Here is a 25,174-nt window from a genome sequence, read left to right on the forward strand (position 1 = left end):
CGGTGTGGGAGAGTAGGTCGCCGCCGGACAATTTTTTGTGGGGGGTCATCCTTTTCGGGGTGGCCCCCCTTTTTTTGTTTGTGCCTGGCCTGGGAGTTGGTGCCTGGCCTGGGAGTGCGGGGGTGGTTGAGGGGTAGCGGGGTTGCCCCTTTTGCGCCTGGCTCCGGGGGTCCCGGGGGTGTTTGGTGCGGGTGGGGTTGCGTTCTGGGCGGGATGTCTGGGGTTGGGGGTGGCGAAAGCCGCCCCCTTTTTTTGTTTCAGGAGCGGGGTGGGAGGGTGTGGGGTTCGCTGGACAGGATGGTTACCGCTCGTCCGGTCGGCTTTATCCGGTCTTCCAGGGGTGTTGTGGTGGGTGGGGTTCCGTTCCAGGCGGGGTGCCTGGGGCGCGGGGTGGCCGGCGACTGCCCCCTTTTTTTTCGTGTTTGTGCCCGGCCTGGGAGTGCGGGGGTGTTTGAGGGGCGGCGGGGGCCGCCCCTTTCTGGGTTTCGAGGGTGGGCGGTGGGAGGGTCGGGCGGGCGCCGTACGGGGTGTGCTCCGGTGCTTGGAGGACGGTGCCTGGTGCCTCCCCGTAGCGGAAATGACAACGCCCTGGTCGGAGCGACCAGGGCGTTGAAGTCAAACAGGGTCAGGGGGTGACGAACAGGCCGTCGCCGACCGGACGTTCGGCACCGTCCGAGGGCTGGTTGACGACCTTCCCACGGACCACCATCGCGCTCGATCCGCCTCCGTCGAGGTTGATGGCCTGCTTGGCGCCCAGCCAGCGCATCAACTGAGCGGCCTCGACCATCGACGCTCCCACGGTGACGCCCGGGATGCGGCCGTCGATGGTGGCCAGGATCAGTCCGCCGTTCTTGGTGACGCCCGCCATCGTCCGAGGGTGACGGCGGAGCATCATGTTGAGGGAGGCCTGCCCGTCGGCGAGAGCGGTGATGTGGATTCGGCCGTTCTTGACCAGACCTACGCCGCCCGCCATGACGTATGTCTCGGGGGTGAGGGGAACGGCCCGCCGGGTCCGCAGATCGATGACCTTGGTGTCCACCTTCACCGTCGCGGTCTCCGCGGCGTGTTCGAGCAGCCAGTCGGACATGAGGCCGGTGCCGTGCAGTACGGAGAAACCGCGCGGGACGACGCCACCCGCCTGACGGGCCGAGACGACCCTTCCCTGGGGGTCGATCACGGCCTCGGTGCCGCCGTCGGCCGCGGTCTTGGTGCCGAACTCCTCGGTGTAGAGGACGAGTTCGTCGGCGGCCGGCGCCCGGTTGACTCCCTGGATCGCGGTCTTCTCCCCGTCGGATGAAGTGGCTGTGACAGCCGACCTCAACTCGGTGATCTTGACCTTCCTGCCGTTCAGGATCAGTCCGGTCCGGCCTTCCACGGCCTCGCTGAGGAGTTTGCCGCCGACCACGGAGATCCCCATCGGATCTCCCTTGATCTCCTTGACCGTGTGGATGTTGAAGAAGCCGCCGTTGACGCCGGCGATGGCACCGACGAGCTTGCCCATCGAACTGGTGGTCTCGCGCTTGGCGATGGACTTGCCGATGCTCGTTTTGAACGATCCCCGGAAGGTTCTGGGGTCGATCGTCAGCACACGCAGGTTCCAGGGGCCGGTCGTCTCCAGGCCGTCGTCACCGAGGTAGTCGGCCTTGGCCTTGATGTCGAATCCCTTGAGCTCCTTGACCACCTTGTCCGCCTCGGCGCGCTTCTTGAACGGCCACTGCCCGACGCGGACCAGATAGCGTTCCACGGAGGGGGCGTCAGCGGCGGCGGGTTGGACGACCTTCTGGACCTCCGGGGTGAATCCGGCGGACTCGACCTCGGAGGCCTTCGCCTGGGCGGTGGCCAGACTGCCGTCCTCGTGCCCGTTGGGCATCAGCACGGCCACGGTCCAGCCCTGGGTGGATGTGCCGTGCCTTACGGTGAAAAGGTCGACTCCGGGGGCCACGTTGCGTTGCTTCGTCACCGGGGCCACTCGTTCGCCGAGCGGGAACGCCGAGGAGGGGAAGGGCAGGGTCGCCTGTCCCGCCTGGGCGGGCATCGCTGTCGCTACGAGTGTGATGGCGGAAAGCCCGACGACGAGACGTCGTGACATGAATATCTCTCCCCGTTGGTGATCAGACTGCGGCGTACCATCGTGCCGAAGATCTACCTACCGGGGTGGGCGAAACACGCTAAACGTATTGAGAAAGTGTTCTTTCCCACACGGTGTCTTTGCGGGCGAAGCTCCTCAGACCCTCTGTTACGCGAGGGACCTGCGCCAAGCGAATGGGCCGTATGGAAATCCACTTTCCATACGGCCCGTAGCCGGGACTCAGGACACGGAGTGATACACCTTGCGAAGGGTCTCGTGGACGATCCAGGTCGTTTTGGTCCCTGCGGAGAGCAGGCAGACCGAGCCCGGAGTGAGTTCGATGCTGGTGCCGTTCTCGACTTCGAGGGTCGCGCGGCCGGCCAGGACCACGAAGATCTCGTCGTTCTCCACGTCGGTCACGGTTCCGGGGGTTATCTCCCAGATTCCCCGGCTCTGCGAGCCGTCGGGCGACGACCAGAGCTCCACGGAGGAGACCTGGGGCGAGCCCGCGAGGATCTGGGCGGGGTCCAGCTCGTCGGGCGACAGCCGTACGTCTCCGGCGGGGACGGCGAAGACGCCTGCGGCGCCGACCATGCGGGCAAGGTCGGCGGCCTCGGGGACGAGGATCTCGGGCATGGGGGCCTTTCAGGTGCGGGGGTTGTCTCTCCGGAACGACTCCAGCGCCAGAAGCGCCACGTGGAGGGAGAGACAGGACTCGACATCGTCCAGGTCGATGTCGAGAACACGTTCCAGCCTACGGAGCCGGTCGTAGAAGGCGGGCCTCGACAGGTGGGCCTTCTGCGCGGCGACGGCCTTGTTGCGGCCCGCGGCCAGGTAGACGCGCAGGATTCCGGTCAGGTCGCCGCCGCGCTGGGCGTCGTGGGCCAGCAGGGAGCCGAGCTCGCGTTCGGCGAAGGTCTGCAGGCGGGCGTCGTCCCGGAGCAGGTGCAGAAGGCCACGTAGACGCAGGTCCGGCAGCCGGTAGAAGGGGCGTCCGTCGGGTTGTCTGACGGCCACGTCCGCGACCTGCTCGGCTTCGAGGAAGCTGCGCCGTACGTCGCGGAGCGAGTCGACCACGGATCCGGCGGCCAGGACGAAGGGTGTGGCGAAGGTCATTCGCAGGCGGTCGGCGAGTGCGGTCAGCGAGGGCTCGGCGAGGGTCCGCGGGGGCAGGGGGAGCAGGACGCCGACGCGGTCCTGGTCCAGGGCGCCGACAAGGGCGGGGAGGCGGGCGTCGCGGCAGGCGGAGGCGGCGGCCTCGGCCAGCTCGTCGAGCCTCACGAGCCGCTCCTGCCCTTCGAGGGAGTCGTCCTGTGGATCACACAGGCGTAGCACCACGCTGATCAGCTTGCGTCCGGTGAGCGGCACGCCGACCGCCCTGGCGCGGGCGGCGGCCTCCTCCGGGTCGGCGTAGGAGTGGGTCAGGATGCCGGTGATGATCGTGCCGTGGGCCTGGCGCTCAAGGGACTCCTGATGGCGTTCCAGCAGGCGGCCCAGGGCGAGGGTGGTCGCGGCGCGCTCGGCGAGCACGACGTCACGCGGCCCCGGGATGCCCTCGCAGAGCAGGATCAGGCGGCCCCAGTCCTGGCCGCGCGCGCCGACCGTGGTGACCAGCCAGCCGGAGGAGGAGTCGTAGGCGGTCCTGCCCTCGGGGGCGACCGCCCGTGAGCGGGTCTCCCAGCTGGCCAGCAGCGTCCCGGTGTCGCGGCCCGCCGTCTCACAGGCGAGCACCTGGTGGGCGAGGTTCTCCAGCAGCACGGGGCGCCCGGAGAGGCGTGCGACCTGGCTGAGGACCTCCGCCGGGGAGGCGCCCTCGACCGACAGCTCGGTGAACACCTCGTGGAGCTGCTCTGAGGCGCGCAGCTCCTCAAGCTGGATGTCGATGATCCTGGCGTGCACCGACTCGGTGATCTGCACGAAGGGGGTCTCGCGGGCGAGAGTGACCAGGGGCAGGCCGTGCTTCTCTGCGGCGTTGATCACCGATCGGGGCAGCTCCCTGATGAACTTGCGGCCCAGTTCGACGATCAGGCCGGACGCGCCGACGGCGGCCAGCTCGGCGACGTAGGCCGTCAGGCCCTCCTGGTCGTCGGGCAGCGCGATGCCGGTGGTGAGAACGAGTTCTCCGCCGCGCAGCAGGTGGGCGATGTCGGTGACCTCGCCGACGTGGACCCAGCGGACCCGGGTGCCGAGCCGGTCGGCTCCCGCGACCACCCGTGGGTTGCCCCGGCGGACGGTGTCCAGGGCGAGAACGTCGGCGATGGTTGGGAGCACTCGTTGAGAGTATCCGATCAGCCTGTAAGTTAGAATGCCGCCTGCTTTACAGCCTGAAAGGTCAACTCCCTCTTTGAGTGGACCTTTCTCTGCGTTCAGGCGGATTTCCCGCCTAATCATCAACCGCCCGGCCTCCCCGTCCACTGGCCTTAGGATGACTTGACCTTTTCTCGGCCGAACGAACGCGGTGGTGAACATGGTTGAGACTACGGACGGAACGAGACGTGGTTCCACACAGGCCGCCGGTGTGGAGGAGCTCGATCTGCGTCAGCTTCTGGCGGGGCTCACCGCCGTACGGGACGGTGACTTCGGCACCCGGTTGCCCGACGAGGGCGACGGTCTGCTCAAGGAGATCGCCACCGTCTTCAACGGGATGGTGGACCAGCTCTCCCTGTTCACCTCCGAGGTGACGCGGGTGGCCCGTGAGGTCGGGACCGAGGGCCAGCTGGGCGGGCAGGCCGAGGTGCCCGGCGTCTCCGGCACCTGGAAGGACCTCACCGACTCGGTCAACGCCATGGCGGGCAACCTGACCGACCAGGTCCGTGACATCGCCCAGGTCGCCACCGCCGTGGCCACCGGTGACCTCTCGCAGAAGATCACGGTGGACGTCCGAGGCGAGATCCTGGAGCTGAAGAACACCCTGAACACGATGGTGGACCAGCTGTCGTCGTTCGCCGACGAGGTGACGAGGGTGGCCCGTGAGGTCGGCACGGAGGGGCGGCTCGGCGGGCAGGCGGAGGTGACCGGCGTCGCGGGGACCTGGCGTGACCTGACCGACTCGGTGAACTTCATGGCGGGAAACCTCACCGACCAGGTGCGCAGCATCGCGCAGGTCACCACGGCGGTGGCCAGGGGCGACCTGTCGCAGAAGATCACGGTCTCCGCGCGGGGGGAGATCCTGGAGCTGAAGAACACCATCAACACGATGGTCGACCAGCTCTCCTCCTTCGCCGACGAGGTGACGAGGGTGGCCCGTGAGGTGGGTACCGAGGGGCGGCTCGGCGGGCAGGCGGACGTCAAGGGCGTCTCCGGCACCTGGCGCGACCTGACCGACTCGGTGAACTACATGGCGGGCAACCTCACCGACCAGGTACGGAACATCTCCCAGGTGGCGACCGCGGTGGCCAGGGGTGATCTGTCGCAGAAGATCACGGTCTCCGCGCGGGGGGAGATCCTGGAGCTGAAGGACACCATCAACACGATGGTGGACCAGCTGTCGTCGTTCGCCGACGAGGTGACGAGGGTGGCCCGTGAGGTCGGCACGGAGGGGCGGCTCGGCGGCCAGGCGGACGTCAAGGGAGTCTCCGGCACCTGGAAGGCGCTCACCGAGTCGGTCAACGTCATGGCCGACAACCTCACCGCGCAGGTGCGCAGCATCGCCGAGGTCACCACCGCGGTCGCCAAGGGCAACCTGTCGCAGAAGATCCGGGTCGACGCCAGAGGGGAGATCCTGGAGCTGAAGGACACCATCAACACGATGGTGGACCAGCTGTCGTCGTTCGCCGCGGAGGTCACGCGGGTGGCCCGTGAGGTCGGCAGCGAGGGACGGCTCGGCGGCCAGGCGGAGGTCGAGGGTGTCTCGGGCACCTGGAAGCGGCTGACCGAGAACGTCAACGAGCTCGCGGGCAACCTCACCCGTCAGGTCCGTGCGATCGCCGAGGTGACCAGCGCCGTGACCTCGGGCGATCTGACCCGTTCCATCACCGTGGACGCCTCGGGGGAGGTGGCCGAGCTCAAGGACAACATCAACTCCATGGTGAAGTCCCTGCGGGAGACCACCCTGGCCAACCAGGAGCAGGACTGGCTCAAGTCCAACCTGGCCCACATCTCCGGTCTCATGCAGGGTCATCGTGATCTCGCCGTCGTGGCCGAACTGGTGATGAACGAGCTGGCCCCGCTGGTCCGCGCGCAGCATGGCACGTTCCTGCTCGCCGAGGAGGCGGGTGGCCGCTCGGAGCTGCGGGTCGTCGGCGGCTACGGTCATCGGGACACCAGCCGCCGCTACGGCTTCGGGGAGTCGCTGGTGGGGCAGGCGGCCCTGGCCAAACGCCCCATCCTGGTCGAGGACATCGCCGACGGCTATCTCACGATCTCCTCAAGCCTGGGGGCGGCAGGGCCGGTCAACCTCATCATCCTGCCGATCATCGTCGAGGATCAGGTGCTCGGGGTGATCGAGCTGGCCAGCCTGAACAGGTTCACCCCGGTGCACCGGGCCTTCCTCGAACAGCTGGTCGGCACCATCGGCGTCAACGTCAACACCATCGTCGCCAACGCCCGGACCGACTCCCTGCTCGCCGAGTCACAGCGCCTGGCCACGGAACTGCAGATGGGGCAGGAGGAACTCCAGCGTTCCAACGCCGAGCTTGAGGAGAAGGCCGAGCTGCTCGCCCGGCAGAACCGCGACATCGAGACGAAGAACAGGGAGATCGAGCAGGCCCGCCAGGAGCTTGAGGAACGTGCCAAGCAGCTCGCCCTGGCCTCCAAGTACAAGAGCGAGTTCCTGGCGAACATGAGCCACGAACTGCGCACCCCGCTCAACTCGCTGCTGATCCTGGCCCAGCTGCTGGCCCAGAACCCGGCCCGCAACCTCACCGCCAAGCAGGTGGAGTACGCCAACGTCATCCACTCGGCAGGCACCGACCTGCTGCAGCTGATCAACGACATCCTCGACCTGTCCAAGATCGAGGCCGGCAAGATGAACGTCAGCGTCGAGCCGCTGCCGCTACGGCGCCTGCTCGACTACGTCGAGGCCACCTTCAGACCGCTGACCACGGAGAAGGGTCTCAGGTTCGACGTCACCATCGCCCCGGACGTGCCCGGAGAGCTGCTCATGGACGAGCAGCGGCTGCGCCAGGTGGTGCGCAACCTGCTGTCGAACGCGGTGAAGTTCACCGAGAGGGGTTCGGTCGGGCTGCGCATCGAGCTGATCGAGGAGACCGACCTGCTGGGGGTCCCGGGCCAGGAGGTGCTCGCCTTCCACGTCGTGGACACCGGGATCGGCATCGCCGAGGAGAACCTCTCCCAGATCTTCGACGCCTTCCAGCAGGCCGACGGGACCACCAGCCGCAGATACGGCGGCACCGGTCTGGGACTGTCCATCAGCCGTGAGATCGCGGCCCTGTTCAAGGGCGAGATCAGGGCGGTCAGCGTCCTGGGGCAGGGCAGCACCTTCAGCCTCCGGCTGCCGGTCGCGGACGTCGCCCCCCGCGGCCGTGACGTTCCGGCCGCCGGGCCCGTGGCGAGGGCGGTCGTCCCGCCGGGGGAGGAACAGGCCGGTGGGGAGGGGCGCCGCCTGCTCGTCGTCGAGTCACGCCGGGGCGGGCTGCTGTCCCAGCTCGCCGAGAGCGTCGCGGCCGACCTGGACGAGACGCACGGGCCGGTCAGGGTGGCCACGGCCAACGACCCCGTCACCGCGGTCGAGGCCCTGAGGCGGGACGACCATCACTGCATCGTGCTCGACCTCGGGATGTGGCAGGACGGGGCGGCGGAGTTCCTGCGCGGGCTTGAGGAGGACCCGGTGCTGCGTGAGCTGCCCGTGCTCGCCCACCACACCCGCACGCTCACCCGGCCGCAGGAGGACCTTCTCAAGGGTCGTTCGAATCCCCAGCCTCTGGAGCTCCTGCCGAGTCTCGACGAACTGCGCGAGCGCATCACGTTGCACCTGTCGGCCCAGGCGCGCGGCGCGGTTCTGCCACTGGTACGGCCTGACCTGGACGAGCGGCCCCACGCGCTCCGGGAGGCGGACGCCGTACTGGCCGACAAGAAGGTGCTGGTGGTCGATGACGACGTGCGCAACGTCTTCGCGCTGACCAACATCCTGGAACTGCACGGCATGCGGGTGCTGTACGCGGAGAACGGCCGCAAGGGCATCGAGATGCTGTCGTGCAACGAGGACGTCGACCTGGTCCTGATGGACATCATGATGCCGGAGATGGATGGTTACGCGGCCACCGCGGCCATCCGCAAGATGCCGCGCTTCGCGGACCTGCCGATCATCGCGGTCACGGCCAAGGCCATGCAGGGCGACCGGGAGAAGACACTGTCGGCGGGGGCGAGCGACTATGTCACCAAACCCGTCGACGCGCAGGAACTGCTCACCCGCATCCAGCAGTGGATGTCGCCGTGAGCCCCCTCATCGCTGCTTGAGGCGCGCTTCGAGGCCGTCGAGGAAGCAGGTGAGCCCGAAGTCGAAGTTGACGGCGCGAAGGGCCTGCTGGTCGAGGTCGGCGTACTCGGAGTAGCGGGCGGCCAGTTCGGGATAGTCGTTCGCGGCACGGGTCACGATGTCCGTCATCGCCTTGACCAGGTCCTGCTCGTTCAGCCCGGATCGCCTGGTGGCGGACCGCCAGGCGATCTCCGGCAGGGTCGTGCCCAGCACGTAGGCCATCATCGTCGAGGCGGCGTGGTCCAGGCCCATGCCGGTGAACCCCGCCTTGGCGAAGGTGCGCATCAGCCCGTCGGACAGGCGCATGGCGTTGGGGCCGATGCTGGGCATGGTGCCGATGAGCACCGCGGACCAGGGGTGGGCGAAGAGCGCCTGGCGCACACCGTAGGCGAAGGCCGAGGCCGCGTCGCGCCAGCCGCTCGTCTCCGGGTCGAACGGCGGGACCTCGCTGAAGACCTCGTCGAGGACGAGTTCGAGAAGGTCGTCCTTGTTGGCCACGTGCCAGTAGATGCTCGTGGCCCCCGCCCCGAGTTTGGTGCCCAGGCGGCGCATGCTCAGCGCCTCCATCCCCTCGGCGTCGAGGATCTCCATGGCCGCGCGCACGATCTGCGCCCGGCTCAGCGTCGGGCTCTTCGAAGGACGCTTCTCACGGGTCCACACCGAGGACAGGGGCTGTTCCACATCCCTAAGCATACGGCTGATAATACGGTGTTCGATTTATCGCACAATGTGCGAGTGTCGAGGGCGGGCATCCGAGGGTGAGGGGGATGTCACGGAAGGGTGCCAAAAATTCATGTATTTCAGATTGCTTAAGTGGGAAATATGGGCGACGATGGTTCATGAGTCGCCCGAGCCCGTGGAGGTGGACATGGCCGGCACAGCCCGCGTCTGGCGAACGTCCGGGCGTGCCGGTGCGAGGGCCCGTGGCGTTCGGGGCCTTCGTGGCTCAGGCGACTCACGGCGTCCCGGTCTGGCCGGGGCCGCCTCCTCCGAGAAGCCCGGGCGGGGAACCTGGGGGGTGCTCCGCCCGGCATCCTGTACGGCTTGCGCCAACCGTCGCAGGGCGCAAGCCGTACAGGAACTCGGAGGTAGGACTGGAACGGCGTTCTAACAACATGACGGCTTTGCCGGTCATATCCCGACAGTCTGGTGGTTTGAGCAGGTGAGGTAACCCGACATACTCGTTGTATGTCGGACCTTTTTGCACGCCACCGCGCGGTAATGCCCAACTGGTTGGCCCTCTACTACAACGAGCCCATCGAGATCGTCGGCGGCAAGGGCAACCGGGTCGTCGACGCCTCCGGTAAGAGCTATCTGGACTTCTTCGCGGGCATCCTGACCAACATGATCGGCTACGACGTGCCCGAGGTGCGCGAGGCCGTGGAACGTCAGCTCGCGACCGGCGTGGTGCACACCTCCACGGTCTATCTGCTCCGCGGCCAGGTCGAGCTCGCCGAGAAGATCGCCCGGCTCTCCGGCATCGAGAACGCCAAGGTCTTCTTCACCAACTCGGGCACCGAGGCCAACGAGACCGCGCTGCTGCTGGCGACCTACGCCCGCCGGTCCGACCAGGTCCTGGCCATGCGGCAGAGCTACCACGGCCGCTCCTTCGGGGCGATCAGCGTGACGAGCAACCGCTCCTGGAAGAACAACTCCCTGTCGCCGCTGAACGTGCACTTCCTGCACGGCGCCGACCGGCACCTGACCCAGTTCCGCGGCCTGTCCGACGCCGACTACATCGCCGCCTGCGTGGACGACCTGCGCCACGTGCTCGCCACCTCCGTCGGAGGCGACGTGGCCGCGCTGATCGCCGAGCCGATCCAGGGGGTCGGCGGCTTCAGCATGGCGCCCGACGGGCTGTTCGCCGCCTACAAGGAGGTCCTCGACGCCGAGGGCGTCCTGTTCATCTCCGACGAGGTGCAGACCGGCTGGGGCCGTACCGGTTCGGCGTTCTTCGGCATCCAGAACCACGGCGTCACGCCGGACATGATGACCTTCGCCAAGGGGCTCGGCAACGGCTTCGCGGTCGGCGGCGTCGTGGCGCGGGGTGACCTGATGGACGGCCCGCACGCGGCCGGCCTCGCCACCTTCGGCGGCAACCCGATCTCCATGGCCGCCGCCAACGCCACCCTCGACTACGTGCTCGACCACGACCTGCAGGCCAACGCCGCCAGGACCGGCGCTCTGATCATCGACGGGCTCAGGCAGGCCGCGCCGCGTCTGCCGATCGTCGGCGACGTGCGGGGCAAGGGCCTGATGTTCGCCGTCGAACTGGTCGACCCGGCGACCGGGGCACCCTCTCCCGCGATCGCGGCCAGGTTCATGGAGGAGACGAAGAAGGCGGGCCTGCTGGCGGGCAAGGGCGGCCTGTACGGCAACGTGCTGCGGATGGCCCCGCCGCTCACCCTGACCCAGGACGAGGCCGCCGAGGGCCTCGGGATCATCGTCAACGCGCTCGAAACCGTCAACGCCGAGGTCACGTCGTGAAGAACATCACCCACTGGATCGACGGCGTCCTCACCGAGGTTCCCGAGGCGGGCCGTACGTCGGAGATCTTCGACCCGGCGACCGGCCGGGTGGCCGGGCACGTCCACCTGGCCTCGACGGAGGAGGTGGACGCGGCCGTCGCCTCGGCCGTGGCCGCCTACCCCGCATGGAGGGACTCCTCGCTGGTCAAGCGCTCACAGGTGCTCTTCCGCTTCCGTGAGCTCCTGAACGCCAACCGTGACGAGCTGGCCCGGCTCATCTCGGCCGAGCACGGCAAGGTCCACTCCGACGCGCTGGGCGAGGTCGCCAGGGGCATCGAGGTCGTCGAGTTCGCCTGCGGCATCCCGCACCTGCTCAAGGGCGGCTTCTCCGAGGGCGTCTCGACCCGGGTCGACTCCTACTCGATCCGTCAGCCGCTGGGCGTCGTCGCGGGCATCACCCCGTTCAACTTCCCGGCCATGGTGCCGATGTGGATGTTCCCGATCGCGATCGCGGCGGGCAACGCCTTCATCCTGAAACCCTCGGAGCGGGACCCGTCCGCCTCCCTGCTGCTGGCCGGGCTCTGGAAGGAGGCGGGGCTGCCCGACGGTGTCTTCACCGTGCTCCAGGGTGACAAGGTCGCGGTCGACCGGCTGCTTGAGCACCCCGACGTGCGGGCCGTCTCGTTCGTCGGCTCGACCCCGGTCGCCCGTTACGTCTACGAGACCGGCAGCGCGGCGGGCAAGCGGGTACAGGCGCTCGGCGGCGCGAAGAACCACATGCTCGTGCTGCCCGACGCCGACCTCGACCTCGTCGCCGACGCGGCGGTCTCGGCGGGCTTCGGCTCCGCGGGGGAGCGGTGCATGGCGATCTCCGTCGTGCTCGCCGTCGACCCGATCGGGGACGAGCTGGTCGACAAGATCGTCTCCCGAGTCTCGGCGCTGACCGTCGGCCCCGGCGACGACCCGGCCTCCGAGATGGGACCGCTGGTCACCGGGGCACACCGCGACAAGGTGGTCTCCTACCTCGACCTGGGGGTGTCAGAGGGGGCCAAGCTCGTCGTGGACGGCCGCCTGACCCCGGTGCGCGGTGGCACGACGGCCGAGGAGACCCCCGGTTTCTGGCTCGGCCCGACGGTCCTGGACCACGTCCCGGCCGACTCCCGCGTCCATCGCGAGGAGATCTTCGGGCCGGTGCTGTCGATCGTGCGCGTCTCCTCCTACGAGGAGGGGCTCGGCCTGATCAACAGCGGTGAGTACGGCAACGGCACCGCCGTCTTCACCAACGACGGCGGCGCGGCCAGGCGCTTCCAGAACGAGGTCGAGGTCGGCATGGTCGGCATCAACGTGCCGATCCCGGTGCCGATGGCCTTCTACAGCTTCGGCGGCTGGAAGGCGTCACTGTTCGGCGACAGCCACGTCCACGGCACGGAGGGCGTGCACTTCTACACCCGGGGCAAGGTCGTCACCTCCCGCTGGCTCGACCCGAGCCACGGTGGGGTCAACCTCGGATTCCCGACCAACCGGTAGCCGCGCGGGCGGTGACGGGACGGCCCCGCGGGAAGATCTCCCGTGGGGCCGCTCCGTATGTGGACGGGGCTCCGCGGGCGGCCGATAGGCTCCGGACAGATCGAGTCGTAGGGGGAGCTGCGTGAGCGGGGACAGGTTCCGGCGTACACGCCTCGGCGCACTGGCCGGTGTTGTGGCCCTGACGGTCTGTCTCCCGGTCGCGACGGCCCCCGGCGCGCTCGCCCGGCGGGCGGCCGTTCAGGACACGCGGTCCCCGACACCGAGCCCGAAGCCTTCGGCGTCGATCGGCAAGGGGGAGGGCACCCTGCAGGTGCTCACCTACCAGGGCCACGTCGAGTACGGCGGCGCGACCGCGAGCGCCGACTGGCTCTCGCCCTTCGAGAAGCTCACCGGCTGCAGGGTCAGCAGGCTCGACCGGGTCCACTCCGGCGAGGAGATGGCGGAGAAGGTCCGTTCGGCCTCCTACGACGTGATCTCGGCCTCCCCCGACCTGGCCGGCAGGCTGATCGCGGACGGCGCGGTCAGGCCGCTGGACACCACGCTCCTGCGGTCCTACAAGGACATCCCCCGGCGGCTGCGTGAACTGCCCGCCACCCGGGACGCGAGCGGCAAGGTCTACGGAGTCCCCTATCTGTGGGGGACCAACCAGGTCATACGCGAGCCCGGCGCCCCCGACGGGCCGGACGCGGTCTACCGGACGGAGCAGTCGGCCGTCAGGGACACCCCGCTGAGCATCGCCGACGCCGCCCTGGCACTCAGACGGACCAGGCCGGAGCTGGGGGTCAAGGACCCCTACCAGCTCACCCCCGCCCAGCTCGACGCCGCCGTCGGGCTGCTGGCCGAGCACGACGGGCCCCGCCGGGTGTACTGGACGAGCACCCTGGAGGTGATCCAGGCCTTCTCGACGGGGGAGGCGCACGTGGCCCAGGCGCTGCCGTACCACCTGGATCTCTTCGAGCGCGCGGGCAGGACGGTCGAGCGGGAGAAGGGGCCGGTGACCGGGTGGGCCGACGCCTGGATGGTCGGGACCGGCGCCACCAGCCCCAACTGCGCCTACAAGTGGCTCAACTGGGTCGGCTCCGCGGACACGCAGCACTCGGCCGCCGCCTGGACGGGGCTGGCGCCCGCCAACGTCAAGGCCTGCGACGGCGAGGTCCGGAGGCTGTGCGACGCCTACCACGCGCGTGACGACCGCGAGCTCGGGCGTGTCCTCTTCGCCGCCCGTCCAACGAAGGACTGCGGTGGTTCGGGTGGGGAATGCACTGACTACACCGAATGGGAAAAAAGGTGGAAGGACCTGGTGAAGTGAGCGGGGTGGCCACCGCCCGCGGCTGAACGGGACGCCCTCTCCGACCATGTGTGAGGCGGCCACGGTTTCCGTGGGGGCGTCCGTCACCCGCGACGAATCCGGTGGTGAAATCACGTCCCGAATATCAACTGGTTGACCAGTCAGTGGATAGGATCCCGCCATGAGAATCCTTCTTGTGGGAGCGGGCGGGGTCGGCTCGGCCGTCGTCCCCATCGCGGCGCGCCGAGATTTCTTCGAACACATCGTGGTGGCCGACTCTCAACAGAGCCGGGCCACCGCCGCGGTGGCCAGAGCCGGTGACCCGCGGTTCAGCGCGATCACGCTGGACGCCTCCGACCAGGAGGCGGTCGAGGCCGCCCTGGCCGGGCACCGCTGCGACGTGCTCCTCAACGCCGTCGATCCGCGTTTCACCATGCCGCTGTTCAGGGCCGCGCTCAACGCGGGGGCGGACTACCTGGACATGGCGATGTCGCTGTCCCGCCCCCACCCGGGCAGGCCGTACGAGTTGCCGGGGGTGAAGCTCGGTGACGAGCAGTTCGCTCTGACCGGGCGGTGGCGGGACAGAGGTCGCCTCGCGCTGGTCGGCATGGGGGTCGAACCGGGGCTGGCCGACGTGTTCGCGCGCTACGCGGCCGAGCACCTCTTCGAGAGCATCGAGGAGATCGGTGTCCGCGACGGGTCGAACCTGGTGGTCGAGGGCTACGACTTCGCGCCGACCTTCTCCATCTGGACGACCATCGAGGAGTGCCTGAACCCCCCGGTGGTCTGGGAGGACGGCGCCTGGCACACCACCGAGCCGTTCAGCGAACCCGAGGTGTTCGACTTCCCCGAGGGGATCGGCCCCGTCGAGTGCGTCAACGTCGAGCACGAGGAGGTCCTGCTCGTGCCGCGCTGGATCGACGCCGGGCGGGTGACGTTCAAGTACGGTCTCGGCGAGGAGTTCATCGGCGTTCTGAAGACCCTGCGCAAGCTCGGCCTGGACAACGCGGGCAAGATCCGGGTCGGTGGTGTCGAGGCCTCACCGAGGGACGTGGTCGCCGCGGCCCTGCCCGATCCGGCGACGCTCGGCGAGCGGATGCGCGGCAAGACGTGCGCGGGCACCTGGGTGAAGGGCGTCGGCAAGGACGGCGCGCCCAGGGAGGTCTACCTGTACCACGTGGTGGACAACGCGTGGTCGATGCGGGAGTACGGCTGCCAGGCCGTGGTGTGGCAGACGGCGCTGCACCCGGTGGTCGCGCTCGAACTGCTGGCGAGCGGGGTCTGGGCGGGCTCGGGGGTGCTGGGACCCGAGGCGTTCGACGCGGTGCCGTTCCTGGACCTGCTCGATGACTACGGCTCGCCGTGGAGGATGCGGGAGCAGACGCACGGGGCGCTGCTGTCCGCCTGAGACGGCGCGGAGGCGAGCCTCAGAAGAAGGCCGCGCGGCGGGGCAGGTGGTAGATGTTCTCCTCGGTCTCCTGGACCAGTGCCTCGGCGCACTCGTCGCAGGCGAACAGCGGGGAGTCGTTGGGCAGCCTGCCGATCCTGATCCTTGGCCGGGGCCATCTCTTGTGGCAGGTAACACAGGCGTCGCCCTCGCACTGAGCCCGGGTGAGGCCCTCCGGGTCGAACGTCGCCGTGATCCGTGCCGCCCTGGTATGCCGCCAGTCCATCACGTCTCCCGTCTTGATCGCGAAGTCTTATACCGGAACCGTTATAACGCCGTTTCCGTCCGTGATCGGTGTGGTAAGTGTCAAGCGGTGGTTAAATCACTCCCTGTGCGCCTTCCATAACGCAATAAAAGGGGCACCCAGTCTTAAGCCGGGTGCCCCTTTTGCGGTGATCCAAACCGTTAGATCTCGCTGATGATCTTCTCCAGGATCGTCAGTCCCTCTTCGAGCAGGTGGTCGGGCATGACCAGCGGCGGAAGGAATCTCAGAACGTTGCCGTAGGTGCCGGCGGTCAGCACGAGCAGCCCCTCCGCGTGGCACCTGGCGGCGATCTCGCCGGCCGCCGTCGGGTGCGGCTCCTTGGTGCCGGGGACGACCAGCTCGATCGCGATCATGGCGCCCCGGCCGCGCACGTCACCGATCACCGGGTTGCGCTCCGCCACGGCCCGCAGCCGGGGGAGCATGACCTCGCCGATGTGACGGGCCCTGCCGGTCAGGTCCTCGGCCTCGATGGTCTCGATCACACCCAGCGCCGCCTCGCAGGCCAGCGGGTTGCCGCCGTAGGTGCCGCCGAGACCGCCGACGTGGACCTTGTCGAGCAGCTCGGCCCTGCCGGTGACGGCCGACAGGGGCAGGCCGCCCGCGATGCCCTTGGCGGTGACGATGATGTCGGGGACGACGCCCTCGTCCTCACAGGCGAACAGGTGGCCGGTGCGCGCGAAACCGGTCTGGACCTCGTCGGCGATGAAGACGATGCCGTTCTCCCGGCAGAACTCCGCGATCCTGGGCAGGAAGCCCTTGGCCGGCTCGATGAAGCCGCCCTCGCCCGCGATCGGCTCGATCACCACGGCGGCCACGTTCTGCGCGCCGATCTGCTTGCCGATCTGGTCGATCGCCTGGGCCGCGGCCTCCTCGGCGCAGTTCTCCGGGCCGGTCGGCCAGCGGAAGGGGTAGGCCAGCGGCATCCGGTAGACCTCGGGGGCGAACGGCCCGAACCCGTGCTTGTACGGCATGCTCTTGGCCGTCAGCGTCATCGTCAGCAGCGTGCGGCCGTGGTAGCCGTGGTCGAAGACGACGACCGCCTGGCGCCCCGTGGCGTGCCGCGCCACCTTGACCGCGTTCTCCACGGCCTCGGCGCCGCTGTTGAGCAGGAAGGTGCGCTTCTCGTGGTCACCCGGGGTCAGCTCGTTGAGCCTCTCGCAGACCCGGACGTAGGACTCGTAGGGAGTGACCATGAAACAGGTGTGCGTGAAGTCCGCGACCTGCCTGGTCACCCGCTCGACCACGCGCGGGGCGGAGTTGCCCACGCTGGTCACCGCGATGCCGGAGCCGAAGTCGATCAGTGAGTTGCCGTCGGCGTCGACGACCACACCGCCCCCGGCCTGCGTCACGAAGACGGGCAGCGTGGTGCCGATGCCCGGAGGAACGGCGGCCTGCTTGCGCGCGAACAGCTCGCGGGATTTGGGGCCGGGAATCTCGGTGACGACCCGGCGCTCCTGAGGAAGCGAGGGGCCGCCCTGGGTGACGGTGCTCATGCTGTGACGGTATGTCGCGCGTACCGGGATGCGGATGATGCACTATGGCAAAATTACCGACAGCACTCTTGCCGTAACGTACAAATCCGGGGGTGATCGTGGCACCGACGCTCCGCACCGTCGTGCGGCGTCTGCCGCTCAAACTCGCCGTGCTGGCCGGGCACGACGCGCTCGACAGCCAGGTCCGCTGGGTCGCGGTCAGCGAGCTTGAGGACCCCACCCCCTTCCTTGAGGGCGGCGAACTGGTGCTGACCACCGGTATGCGCCTGCACGAGGCGGACGCGGCCCCCTACGTCGGCAGGCTCGTGGCCAGGAACGTCACCGGTCTCGGCTTCGGCGTCGGCCTCGGGCACGAGGAGATCCCCGCCGGGCTGGTCGAGGCCGCGGCGCTGGCGGGCCTGCCGCTGATCGAGGTGCCCCGCGACACCCCGTTCGTGGCCATCAGCAAGCTGGTCAGCGACCTGATCGCCGCCGAACAGTACGAGGAGATCAGCCGCGCCTTCGCCGCCCAGGGACGCCTGACCCGCGCCGCGCTCCGCCCGGAGGGGGCCGCCGCGGTGATCGACCGCCTGGCCCACGAACTGGGCGGCTGGGCCGCACTGCTCGACGAGGCGGGGGCCGTACGGCACGCGGCGGGCAGGGACGCCTCCCACGTCACCAGGCTGCTGCCCGAACTGGAGCGGCTCAGGAAACCCGCGGGACGCGGCGCCCCGGCGAGCCTGGCGCTGTCCACCCCGGCCGAGCACATCGTCGTGCAACCACTCGGCGCCCGCCGGGTCAGGGGGTTCTTCGCGGTCGGCGCGGAGCGGCCGTTCACACCGGTCGCGCACACCGTGGTCAACGCCGCCGGGTCGCTGCTGACGCTGGCCATCGAGCACGGCAGGGAACATCTGGCCGCCGAGCGCAGGATCCGCGCGGCCGTGCTGAGGTTGCTGCTGGCCGGGCAGGCCGAGGCAGGGCGGGAGGTCCTGGACCTGCTGGGGGAGACGTTGCCCGTGGACCGGCTGGTCGTGCTGGCCGTCCGCGGCGACCGGGAGGCGGTGCTCGACGCCGTCGCGGCGGGCTTCGCCGGGGCCCCCACCGGAGTCTTCGCCGCGCCGGACGCGGAGCGGGTGGTCGTCCTCGCCCCCGAGGGCCTCGCGGACGAGGTGGCCCAGGCACTCGCCGAGTACGGCGAGGTCGGTCTCGGCGCCCCGGTCGGTCTCGACGACCTGCACGCCGGACTCGGCCAGGCGGACCGGGCACTGGCCGCGGCCGGTCGCGGCACCGAGCGTGTGACGCGCTTCGCCGACCTGGCGGGCCAGGGTCTGCTGTCCCTGCTGGACGCCGAGGCGGCCGAGGCGTTCTCCGCCGCGCTGCTCGCCCCCCTGCGCGAGTACGGCTCGCGCGCCGACCTGCTGGAGTCCCTGCGCGCCTACCTGGCCTGCAACGGCCACTGGGACGCCGCCGCGCAACGGCTCGGCGTGCACCGGCACACCCTGCGTTACCGTATGCGCCGTGTCGCCGAGCTTCTCGGCCGCGACCTCGACGACCCCGGCGCCCGCGCGGAGCTCTGGGTCGCGCTGACCACGGCGGGATGACCACGTCCTCCGCAGGTCACGGCTTCTCGGTCAGATAACGGGAGATGGTGGCGTAGGTGACCGCGTTGTAGGTCTCGCCGTCCCGCAGGTGACCCGACCGCTCCAGGCTGATGGCGCCCTGCGCGGCGGCCCAGAGGGCGTCGGCGATCCTCCTGGGCTGGGTCGGGATGATGTATCCGGCGGAGATGCAGTCCGCGATCACCCGGTCGAGGATGTTGAGCGCGGCCCTGGCCAGGGTCCTGGCCCGCTCACTCGGCACGAAACCGGGGATGGCCCGCTCGAACATCAGGGCGTAGTAACCGGGCTCGGCCAGGGCGGCCTCCCGGTAGGCGGGACCGAGCGCGGTGAGGTGCTCAAGGGCGTTCCTGCGCGGAGGCACGGCCTCAAGGCGCCGTCTGAACCGCTCGAACCCCTCAAGGTAGAGCGCCTCGGCCAGCCCTTCCTTGCTGCCGAACATGGTGTAGACGACCGTCGTCGAGCACCCGGCCTCGGTGGCGATGCGGCGCATCGACAGGCTTTCCGGGCCGACGGTGACGAGAAGCTGACTGGCCACGTCGAGGAGCCGTCCGCGAAGCTCGTCCTGGCCCGCCCGTTCGCCGAGGTGATAGGCACCCTGCAGCCCGCGCGGCGCCGGAGAGGTCATGCGGCCACGCCCTTCCGCTGTGAGGGAGTTGCAACCGTGACTTAGCCAGAGCGAAGATCGTTCAAACCGTCGTCATATAGGAATATCCATAAAGCGGGCCGGTTTCGTTACAGCCCCCAAGAGAGAAGAGGACATACGGAACGGCGCATCGCGCTGACCGTCTTGTACGCCCTGGAGTAACGCCCCGTCGCGGCGGTTGGCATACCGTCTGAGCATGGACGTGCGCCCCTTCTGGCTCGCCGGCCGTCCCGCCACCGGGGACGCCGAGCTCACCGTGACCAACTCACACGACGGCCGTGTCGTCGGCCTCTGCTCAGTGCCGACGGCCGACCAGGTCGAGGAGGCCGTCGCAGCGGCGGTGGCCGTGCGCGGGCAGGCCGCCGCGCTCCCCATCCACGTGCGGGCCGACGCCCTCGCCCACGTCTCGCGCCGCCTGGCCGAGCGCGCCGAGGAGCTCGCCCGGCTGATCATGGAGGAGAACGGCAAGCCGATCTTCTGGGCCCGTGGCGAGGTCAACCGCGCGATCTCCACCTTCAGGTTCGCGGCCGAGGAGACCCGCAGGCTCAGCGGCGAGGTCATGCGCCTGGACACCGAGGCCGGCTCCGCGGGCCGTCTCGCCTACATCTCGCGCGTCCCGCACGGCCCGGTCCTGGCGATCACGCCGTTCAACTTCCCGCTCAACCTGGTGGCCCACAAGGTCGCCCCCGCCATCGCGGTCGGCGCGCCGGTCATCGTCAAGCCGGCCCCCGCGACCCCGCTCTCCGCCCTGGTGCTCGGCGAGATCCTGGCCGAGACCGACCTGCCCGAGGGCATGTTCTCCGTGCTGCCGGTGCCCAACGACCGCGCGGGCGCCCTGGTCGAGGACCCGCGCCTGCCGGTGGTCTCCTTCACCGGCTCCGGCCCCGTCGGTTACGCGATCATGGACCAGGTGCCGCGCAAGCACGTCACCCTGGAGCTCGGCGGCAACGCCGCCGCGGTCGTGCTCGCCGACGCCGACCTCGACTGGGCGGCTTCGAGGGTCGCGCTGTTCTCCAACTACCAGGCCGGGCAGAGCTGCATCGCCGTCCAGCGTGTGATCGTCGAGGAGTCCGTGCGTGAGGACTTCCTGGCCAGGCTGGTGCCCGCGGTCGAGGCCCTGGTCGTCGGCGACCCCGCCGACGACCGGACCCAGGTCGGGCCGCTGGTCTCGGTCGAGGCCGCGGAGCGCGTCGAGCAGTGGGTCAAGGAGGCCGTGGCGGCCGGTGCCCGGCTGCTGGCGGGCGGCACCCGCGAGGGCGCGACCGTCGCCCCGACCGTGCTCGCCGACGTCCCGCACGACGCCAAGGTCTCCTGCGAGGAGGTCTTCGGCCCGGTGATGATCGTCCAGTCGGTCTCCGGCGTGGACGAGGCGTTCGCCACGGTCAACGACTCCAAGTACGGTCTGCAGGCCGGGGTGTTCACCCGCAACCTGGACGTCGCCTTCCGCGCCAACCGCGAGCTCGAGGTGGGCGGCGTGGTCATCGGGGACGTTCCGTCCTACCGCGCCGACCAGATGCCCTACGGCGGCATCAAGGAGTCCGGCGTCGGCCGCGAGGGCATCCGCTCCGCCATCGCCGACTTCACCTACGAGAAGGTCATGGTCCTGACCGGGCTCTCCCTGTAGGCCCCAGAGAGGTACGGCCCGCACCCTGGGGCGCGGGCCGTACCCTCATGATCTCTGGGCGACGGCGTAGAGCCGTCTGGCGGTCTCACCGAAGTAGGGGCCGTACATCGTGCCGCGGTCGTCGCTGTACTTGAAGCTGCTCACCGAGGTGACCGTGCCGTGCCCGGTCACGGGGTCGAAGCCGCTCAGCCAGGGGCCGCCGCTCGACCCGGCGGTCATGTCGCAGCGCAGGCCCTGGTCGCTGGTCTGGCCGTGCGGGTCGTCACGGACCGTCCCCGCGCAGAAGACCAGGTTCTCGCCGTCGTAGGGCAGGTCGGCGGGGAAGCCGAAACCGTGGGTCTGACGGCCCCTGGCGGTGTCGAAGGCGATGTCCTGGACGCCGACGACCTCGGCCAGGTGCCTGCCGCCCCGCGGGTTGACCGCGACCATGCCGATGTCGTGGCTGTCGTCACCGCCCCGCGCCCACGCGCCCGTCACGAACATGCGCCGGGCCGTGAACTGCCCGTACGGCCGTCGCCCCCGGTCGTAGCCGGGCACGAAGACCCAGTTGTCCGCCCACGCGCCCGTGCCGTTCTTGACGCAGTGGCCCGCGGTGACGACCAGGTCCGCGTTGGCGCTCCTGACCGAACTCGCCGAGCACACGAAGTCGGTCCCGCCGAGGGTCATGAACACGCGCCCCGTCGTACGGGCGACCTGCCCGCCCGCGCCCCAGCGGGCACCGCCGACCCGCGCGCCGTACCGGGTGCGGGTCGCGCCCGGCGGGGCCTTGACGGACCGCACGGCGGACCTTCCGCCGGGTCTCGCGGCGAGTCTCACGACGGAGGGTCCCGTGCCGGGCGTTTCGAAGGAGGCCTTCAGCCCGAGCAGGCCGGTGACCGCGCCGAGCACGCCGGTCACCGGCCCGAGCAGGCCGATGGGGGCGGCGGCGGCCATCCGGCGGGGCGTCCAGTAGGCGAGCACACGGCGCTGCTCGGCGGAGTTTCCCGCGCCCGTGTGCCCGGCGACGCCGGTGTCGTCTCCACCCGGGGTCGCCGGCTGTGCGAGGTGTTCGGCCAGTCCGTGCGAGGTCTGCCGGTGTTCGGGGGCCGTCGTGCCGGTCGCGGGGGCGCCGAGCAGCCCGGCGACGAGCACGGCACCCAGGAGCAGGGGGAGGCTCGAAGTCATGGGCCGAGTTTGCACTACCAGATGTGTTCTTGTTGCTACTTTCGGTGAAAGTCGAGGGTTGTCGGCGCTCTGCGTACCCTCGGCGGCGGTCCGACCGGGAGGGGCCATCCGGGAGAATGGGCCCGTGCAGCCAGACACCACGCGTTCGGTCGCCCTGCTCGGCTCTACCGGCTCGATCGGGACCCAGGCCCTCGACGTCATCGCCCGCAATCCCGCCCGGTTCCGGGTCGTGGCCCTGGCCGCGGGGGGTGGCAGGGTCGACCTGCTGGCCCGCCAGGCGGCCGAGTTCGGGCCCGACGTGGTGGCCGTCGCCGATCCGGCCGCCCTGCCCGAACTGCGGCGGGCACTGGCCGGGCACGGGGCGAGCCCCACGGTCCTGGCCGGGCCAGAGGGAGTCGCCGAGGCGGCGGCCTGGCCGTCCGACGTGGTCCTCAACGGCGTCACCGGGGCGCTCGGACTGACCTCGACGCTGGCCGCGCTTGAGGCGGGCCGGGTGCTCGCCCTGGCCAACAAGGAGTCGCTGATCATCGGCGGTCCCCTGGTCAAGCGGCTGGCCAAACCCGGGAGACTGCTGCCGGTCGACTCCGAGCACTCCGCCCTGGCCCAGTGCCTGTGGGCCGCGGGTCCGCAGGGGCCGGACGCCTCCGCCGTACGGCGGCTGGTCGTCACCGCCAGCGGCGGCCCCTTCCGCGGCAGGCCGAGGGAGCAGCTCACCGGGGTGACCCCGGAGCAGGCCCTGGCGCATCCGACCTGGTCGATGGGGCCCGTCGTCACGGTGAACTCCGCCACACTCGTCAACAAGGGCCTTGAGGTCATCGAGGCCCATCTGCTCTTCGACATCGGCTTCGACCGGATCGAGGTGGTGGTCCACCCGCAGTCGGTCGTGCACTCGATGGTCGAGTTCGTCGACGGCTCGGTCGTCGCCCAGGCCAGCCCGCCCGACATGCGGCTGCCGATCGCGCTGGCCCTCGGCTGGCCGGAACGGGTCCAGGCCGCGGCTCCTCCGGTCGACTGGACCAGGGCCCACACCTGGACCTTCGAGCCCCTCGACGACGAGGCGTTCCCCGCCGTCGCGCTGGCCCGTCACGTCGGATCCGCGGGGGGTACGGCCCCGGCCGTCTACAACGCCGCCAACGAGGTCTGCGTCGAGGCCTTCCTCACCGGGCGGCTGCCGTTCACCGGCATCGTGGACACCGTGGCCGCGGTCGTCTCCGAGCACGCCGTGACCTCGGCGGAGACGGTCGCAGAGGTGCTGGACGCTGACGAATGGGCACGGATTCGGGCACGGGAGCTCACGGCTACTGCCTAGACTGGAGATGTCCCCGACTCACCAAGGGCTGAAAATGACTTCTGTTGCTCTCGGGATCCCGTCCGTGAGGACCAGGCCGATCGCCGAGCGACGCAAATCCCGTCAGATCATGGTTGGTTCCGTTCCTGTCGGCGGTGACGCGCCGGTCAGCGTGCAGTCGATGACCACCACGCTCACCGCGGACGTCAACGCGACGCTCCAGCAGATCGCCGAGCTGACCGCGTCCGGCTGCCAGATCGTCAGGGTCGCCGTGCCGTCCCAGGACGACGCCGACGCGCTGCCGATCATCGCCAGGAAATCCCAGATCCCGGTCATCGCCGACATCCACTTCCAGCCGAAGTACGTCTTCGCCGCGATCGAGGCGGGCTGCGCGGCGGTCCGGGTCAACCCGGGCAACATCAAGAAGTTCGACGACAAGGTCGGTGAGATCGCCAGGGCCGCCGCCGACCACGGCGTGCCGATCAGGATCGGCGTCAACGCCGGCTCCCTGGACCCCAGGCTGCTGCAGAAGTACGGCAAGGCCACCCCGGAGGCGCTGGTCGAGTCGGCGCTGTGGGAGTGCTCGCTGTTCGAGGAGCACGGTTTCCAGGACATCAAGATCTCGGTCAAGCACAACGACCCGGTCGTGATGGTGCAGGCGTACCGGCTCCTCGCGCAGCGCTGCGACTACCCCCTCCACCTGGGCGTCACCGAGGCGGGGCCCGCCTTCCAGGGCACGATCAAGTCGGCCGTGGCCTTCGGCGCCCTGCTGGCCGAGGGCATCGGCGACACGATCCGGGTCTCGCTGTCGGCCCCTCCGGTCGAGGAGGTCAAGGTCGGCGCCGCGATCCTGGAGTCGCTGAACCTCCGCGAGCGCGGTCTGGAGATCGTCTCCTGCCCCTCGTGCGGACGCGCCCAGGTCGACGTCTACACCCTGGCCGAGCAGGTCCAGGCGGGCCTGACCGGCCTGAAGGTCCCGCTGCGGGTCGCGGTGATGGGCTGCGTGGTCAACGGTCCCGGCGAGGCGCGGGAGGCCGACCTGGGGGTCGCCTCGGGCAACGGCAAGGGCCAGATCTTCGTCAAGGGCAAGGTCATCAAGACCGTCCCCGAGTCGCAGATCGTGGAGACCCTCATCGAGGAGGCCCTGCGGCTTGCCGAGGAGATGGGTGTGGAGATCGACTTCGACGACGAGGACGCCCCCGGCCCCGAGGTCGTCGTCCGTTAATCCGTTGCCGTCCCTGCCCGGACAGGGCAGGGTTCACGTCATGATCGAAGTACGTGTCCTGAGCTCGGACGACTGGCCGCTGTGGCGGGAGCTGAGGCTGGCGGCCCTCGCCGAGGCGCCGGCCGCCTTCGGGGCGAGACTGGCCGACTGGCAGGGGGACGGCGACCGCGAGGACCGCTGGCGGGGACGCCTTGAGATACCCGGTTCGCACAACGTGGTCGCGGTCCTCGACGGAGTGCTCGCCGGAATGGCCAGCGGTGTCCCCGCCGGCGGTGCGGACACGGTCGAGCTGATCTCGATGTGGGTCAGCCCCCAGGCCCGGGGCCGGGGGGTCGCGGGCCACCTGATCCAGGAGATCGAGCGATGGGCGGCGCTGCGGAGCACCGCGACCCTACGCCTGTGTGTGATGCCGGACAACGACGCGGCCATCGCGCTCTACCGGGGCCACGGCTTCAAGGACACCGGGGAACTCGGCGACCTGCTCGGCGACGGCAGGAGCAGGGAGATCGTCATGGCCAAGCCCCTGGGTGGCTCCGGAGGGTGACCGGACGGCCGGTGGAAAAGGTGAGATCTCCTGATCTCTGGGGCGAACGGGGCGAATGTGTCGGGTGAACAACCTGGGGCCATAACTCAGAGTCGC

18 protein-coding genes are annotated in these 25,174 nt (G+C 69.7%); 10 read left to right on the forward strand and 8 right to left on the reverse strand.

What is annotated here, in order from left to right:
- Positions 1-625 precede the first annotated feature (625 nt).
- From ACFOYY_RS14845 to ACFOYY_RS14855, 3 genes are all read right to left on the reverse strand, one after another.
- On the reverse strand, positions 626-2,089 hold the full coding sequence (locus ACFOYY_RS14845; protein ID WP_352008387.1) for a phosphodiester glycosidase family protein: 1,464 nt from the start codon (positions 2,087-2,089) through the stop codon (positions 626-628).
- Positions 2,090-2,308: 219 nt separating this feature from the next.
- Complete coding sequence (locus ACFOYY_RS14850) at positions 2,309-2,704, reverse strand: cupin domain-containing protein (protein ID WP_352008388.1); 396 nt, start codon at positions 2,702-2,704, stop codon at positions 2,309-2,311.
- Positions 2,705-2,713: 9 nt separating this feature from the next.
- On the reverse strand, positions 2,714-4,339 hold the full coding sequence (locus ACFOYY_RS14855; protein WP_352008389.1) for a PucR family transcriptional regulator: 1,626 nt from the start codon (positions 4,337-4,339) through the stop codon (positions 2,714-2,716).
- A 196-nt stretch (positions 4,340-4,535) separates the two neighbouring features.
- On the opposite strand from ACFOYY_RS14855, the gene ACFOYY_RS14860 reads away from it, so the two are divergent.
- Complete coding sequence (locus ACFOYY_RS14860; protein WP_352008390.1) at positions 4,536-8,465, forward strand: hybrid sensor histidine kinase/response regulator; 3,930 nt, start codon at positions 4,536-4,538, stop codon at positions 8,463-8,465.
- 6 nt (positions 8,466-8,471) lie between these two features.
- On the opposite strand, the gene ACFOYY_RS14865 is transcribed toward ACFOYY_RS14860, so the two are convergent.
- Positions 8,472-9,185: a TetR/AcrR family transcriptional regulator C-terminal domain-containing protein gene (locus tag ACFOYY_RS14865; protein ID WP_352008391.1), complete on the reverse strand. Its 714-nt coding sequence runs from the start codon at positions 9,183-9,185 to the stop codon at positions 8,472-8,474.
- A gap of 507 nt (positions 9,186-9,692) precedes the next feature.
- On the opposite strand from ACFOYY_RS14865, the gene ACFOYY_RS14870 reads away from it, so the two are divergent.
- From ACFOYY_RS14870 to ACFOYY_RS14885, 4 genes are all read left to right on the forward strand, one after another.
- On the forward strand, positions 9,693-10,991 hold the full coding sequence (locus ACFOYY_RS14870; RefSeq protein WP_352008392.1) for an aspartate aminotransferase family protein: 1,299 nt from the start codon (positions 9,693-9,695) through the stop codon (positions 10,989-10,991).
- Positions 10,988-12,499 (forward strand): CoA-acylating methylmalonate-semialdehyde dehydrogenase, encoded by a 1,512-nt coding sequence (locus ACFOYY_RS14875; RefSeq protein WP_386190081.1) that lies wholly within the window; start codon positions 10,988-10,990, stop codon positions 12,497-12,499. The genes ACFOYY_RS14870 and ACFOYY_RS14875 overlap by 4 nt, the downstream gene beginning before the upstream one ends.
- Positions 12,500-12,620: 121 nt before the next feature.
- Positions 12,621-13,808, forward strand: a complete 1,188-nt coding sequence (locus ACFOYY_RS14880; RefSeq protein ID WP_386190082.1) for an extracellular solute-binding protein — start codon at positions 12,621-12,623, stop codon at positions 13,806-13,808.
- Positions 13,809-13,968: 160 nt separating this feature from the next.
- Positions 13,969-15,195 (forward strand): saccharopine dehydrogenase family protein, encoded by a 1,227-nt coding sequence (locus tag ACFOYY_RS14885; RefSeq protein WP_362783638.1) that lies wholly within the window; start codon positions 13,969-13,971, stop codon positions 15,193-15,195.
- A 19-nt stretch (positions 15,196-15,214) separates the two neighbouring features.
- Here the strand turns inward: ACFOYY_RS14885 and ACFOYY_RS14890 are convergent, their stop codons facing one another.
- Both ACFOYY_RS14890 and gabT read right to left on the reverse strand, forming a co-directional pair.
- The gene (locus tag ACFOYY_RS14890; RefSeq protein ID WP_352008396.1) at positions 15,215-15,460 is read right to left on the reverse strand and encodes a hypothetical protein; all 246 of its coding nucleotides are present in this window, start codon (positions 15,458-15,460) and stop codon (positions 15,215-15,217) included.
- Positions 15,461-15,639: 179 nt separating this feature from the next.
- Positions 15,640-16,992, reverse strand: a complete 1,353-nt coding sequence (gene gabT, locus ACFOYY_RS14895; RefSeq protein ID WP_352008397.1) for a 4-aminobutyrate--2-oxoglutarate transaminase — start codon at positions 16,990-16,992, stop codon at positions 15,640-15,642.
- A 98-nt stretch (positions 16,993-17,090) separates the two neighbouring features.
- Between gabT and ACFOYY_RS14900 the strand changes: the two genes are divergently transcribed.
- A complete protein-coding gene (locus tag ACFOYY_RS14900; RefSeq protein ID WP_386190270.1) occupies positions 17,091-18,572 on the forward strand; it encodes a PucR family transcriptional regulator in 1,482 nt (493 codons plus the stop codon).
- A gap of 16 nt (positions 18,573-18,588) precedes the next feature.
- On the opposite strand, the gene ACFOYY_RS14905 is transcribed toward ACFOYY_RS14900, so the two are convergent.
- Positions 18,589-19,215, reverse strand: coding sequence for a TetR/AcrR family transcriptional regulator (locus ACFOYY_RS14905; protein ID WP_352008399.1), 627 nt, complete (start codon positions 19,213-19,215; stop codon positions 18,589-18,591).
- A 214-nt stretch (positions 19,216-19,429) separates the two neighbouring features.
- Between ACFOYY_RS14905 and ACFOYY_RS14910 the strand changes: the two genes are divergently transcribed.
- Positions 19,430-20,857, forward strand: a complete 1,428-nt coding sequence (locus ACFOYY_RS14910) for an aldehyde dehydrogenase family protein (protein ID WP_352008400.1) — start codon at positions 19,430-19,432, stop codon at positions 20,855-20,857.
- A 45-nt stretch (positions 20,858-20,902) separates the two neighbouring features.
- On the opposite strand, the gene ACFOYY_RS14915 is transcribed toward ACFOYY_RS14910, so the two are convergent.
- Positions 20,903-22,021: a trypsin-like serine peptidase gene (locus tag ACFOYY_RS14915; protein ID WP_386190083.1), complete on the reverse strand. Its 1,119-nt coding sequence runs from the start codon at positions 22,019-22,021 to the stop codon at positions 20,903-20,905.
- A gap of 124 nt (positions 22,022-22,145) precedes the next feature.
- Between ACFOYY_RS14915 and dxr the strand changes: the two genes are divergently transcribed.
- From dxr to ACFOYY_RS14930, 3 genes are read left to right on the forward strand one after another with little or no spacing between them, the layout of a single operon-like run.
- Entirely contained in the window at positions 22,146-23,330 is a 1,185-nt protein-coding gene (gene dxr, locus ACFOYY_RS14920; RefSeq protein ID WP_386190084.1) for a 1-deoxy-D-xylulose-5-phosphate reductoisomerase, read from the forward strand.
- A 34-nt stretch (positions 23,331-23,364) separates the two neighbouring features.
- Positions 23,365-24,534: a flavodoxin-dependent (E)-4-hydroxy-3-methylbut-2-enyl-diphosphate synthase gene (ispG, locus tag ACFOYY_RS14925; protein WP_352008403.1), complete on the forward strand. Its 1,170-nt coding sequence runs from the start codon at positions 23,365-23,367 to the stop codon at positions 24,532-24,534.
- Positions 24,535-24,574: 40 nt separating this feature from the next.
- Positions 24,575-25,078 (forward strand): GNAT family N-acetyltransferase, encoded by a 504-nt coding sequence (locus tag ACFOYY_RS14930; protein ID WP_386190085.1) that lies wholly within the window; start codon positions 24,575-24,577, stop codon positions 25,076-25,078.
- Positions 25,079-25,174: the final 96 nt, after the last annotated feature.

Source organism: Streptosporangium jomthongense, assembly GCF_042650425.1.
Classification (GTDB): domain Bacteria; phylum Actinomycetota; class Actinomycetes; order Streptosporangiales; family Streptosporangiaceae; genus Streptosporangium.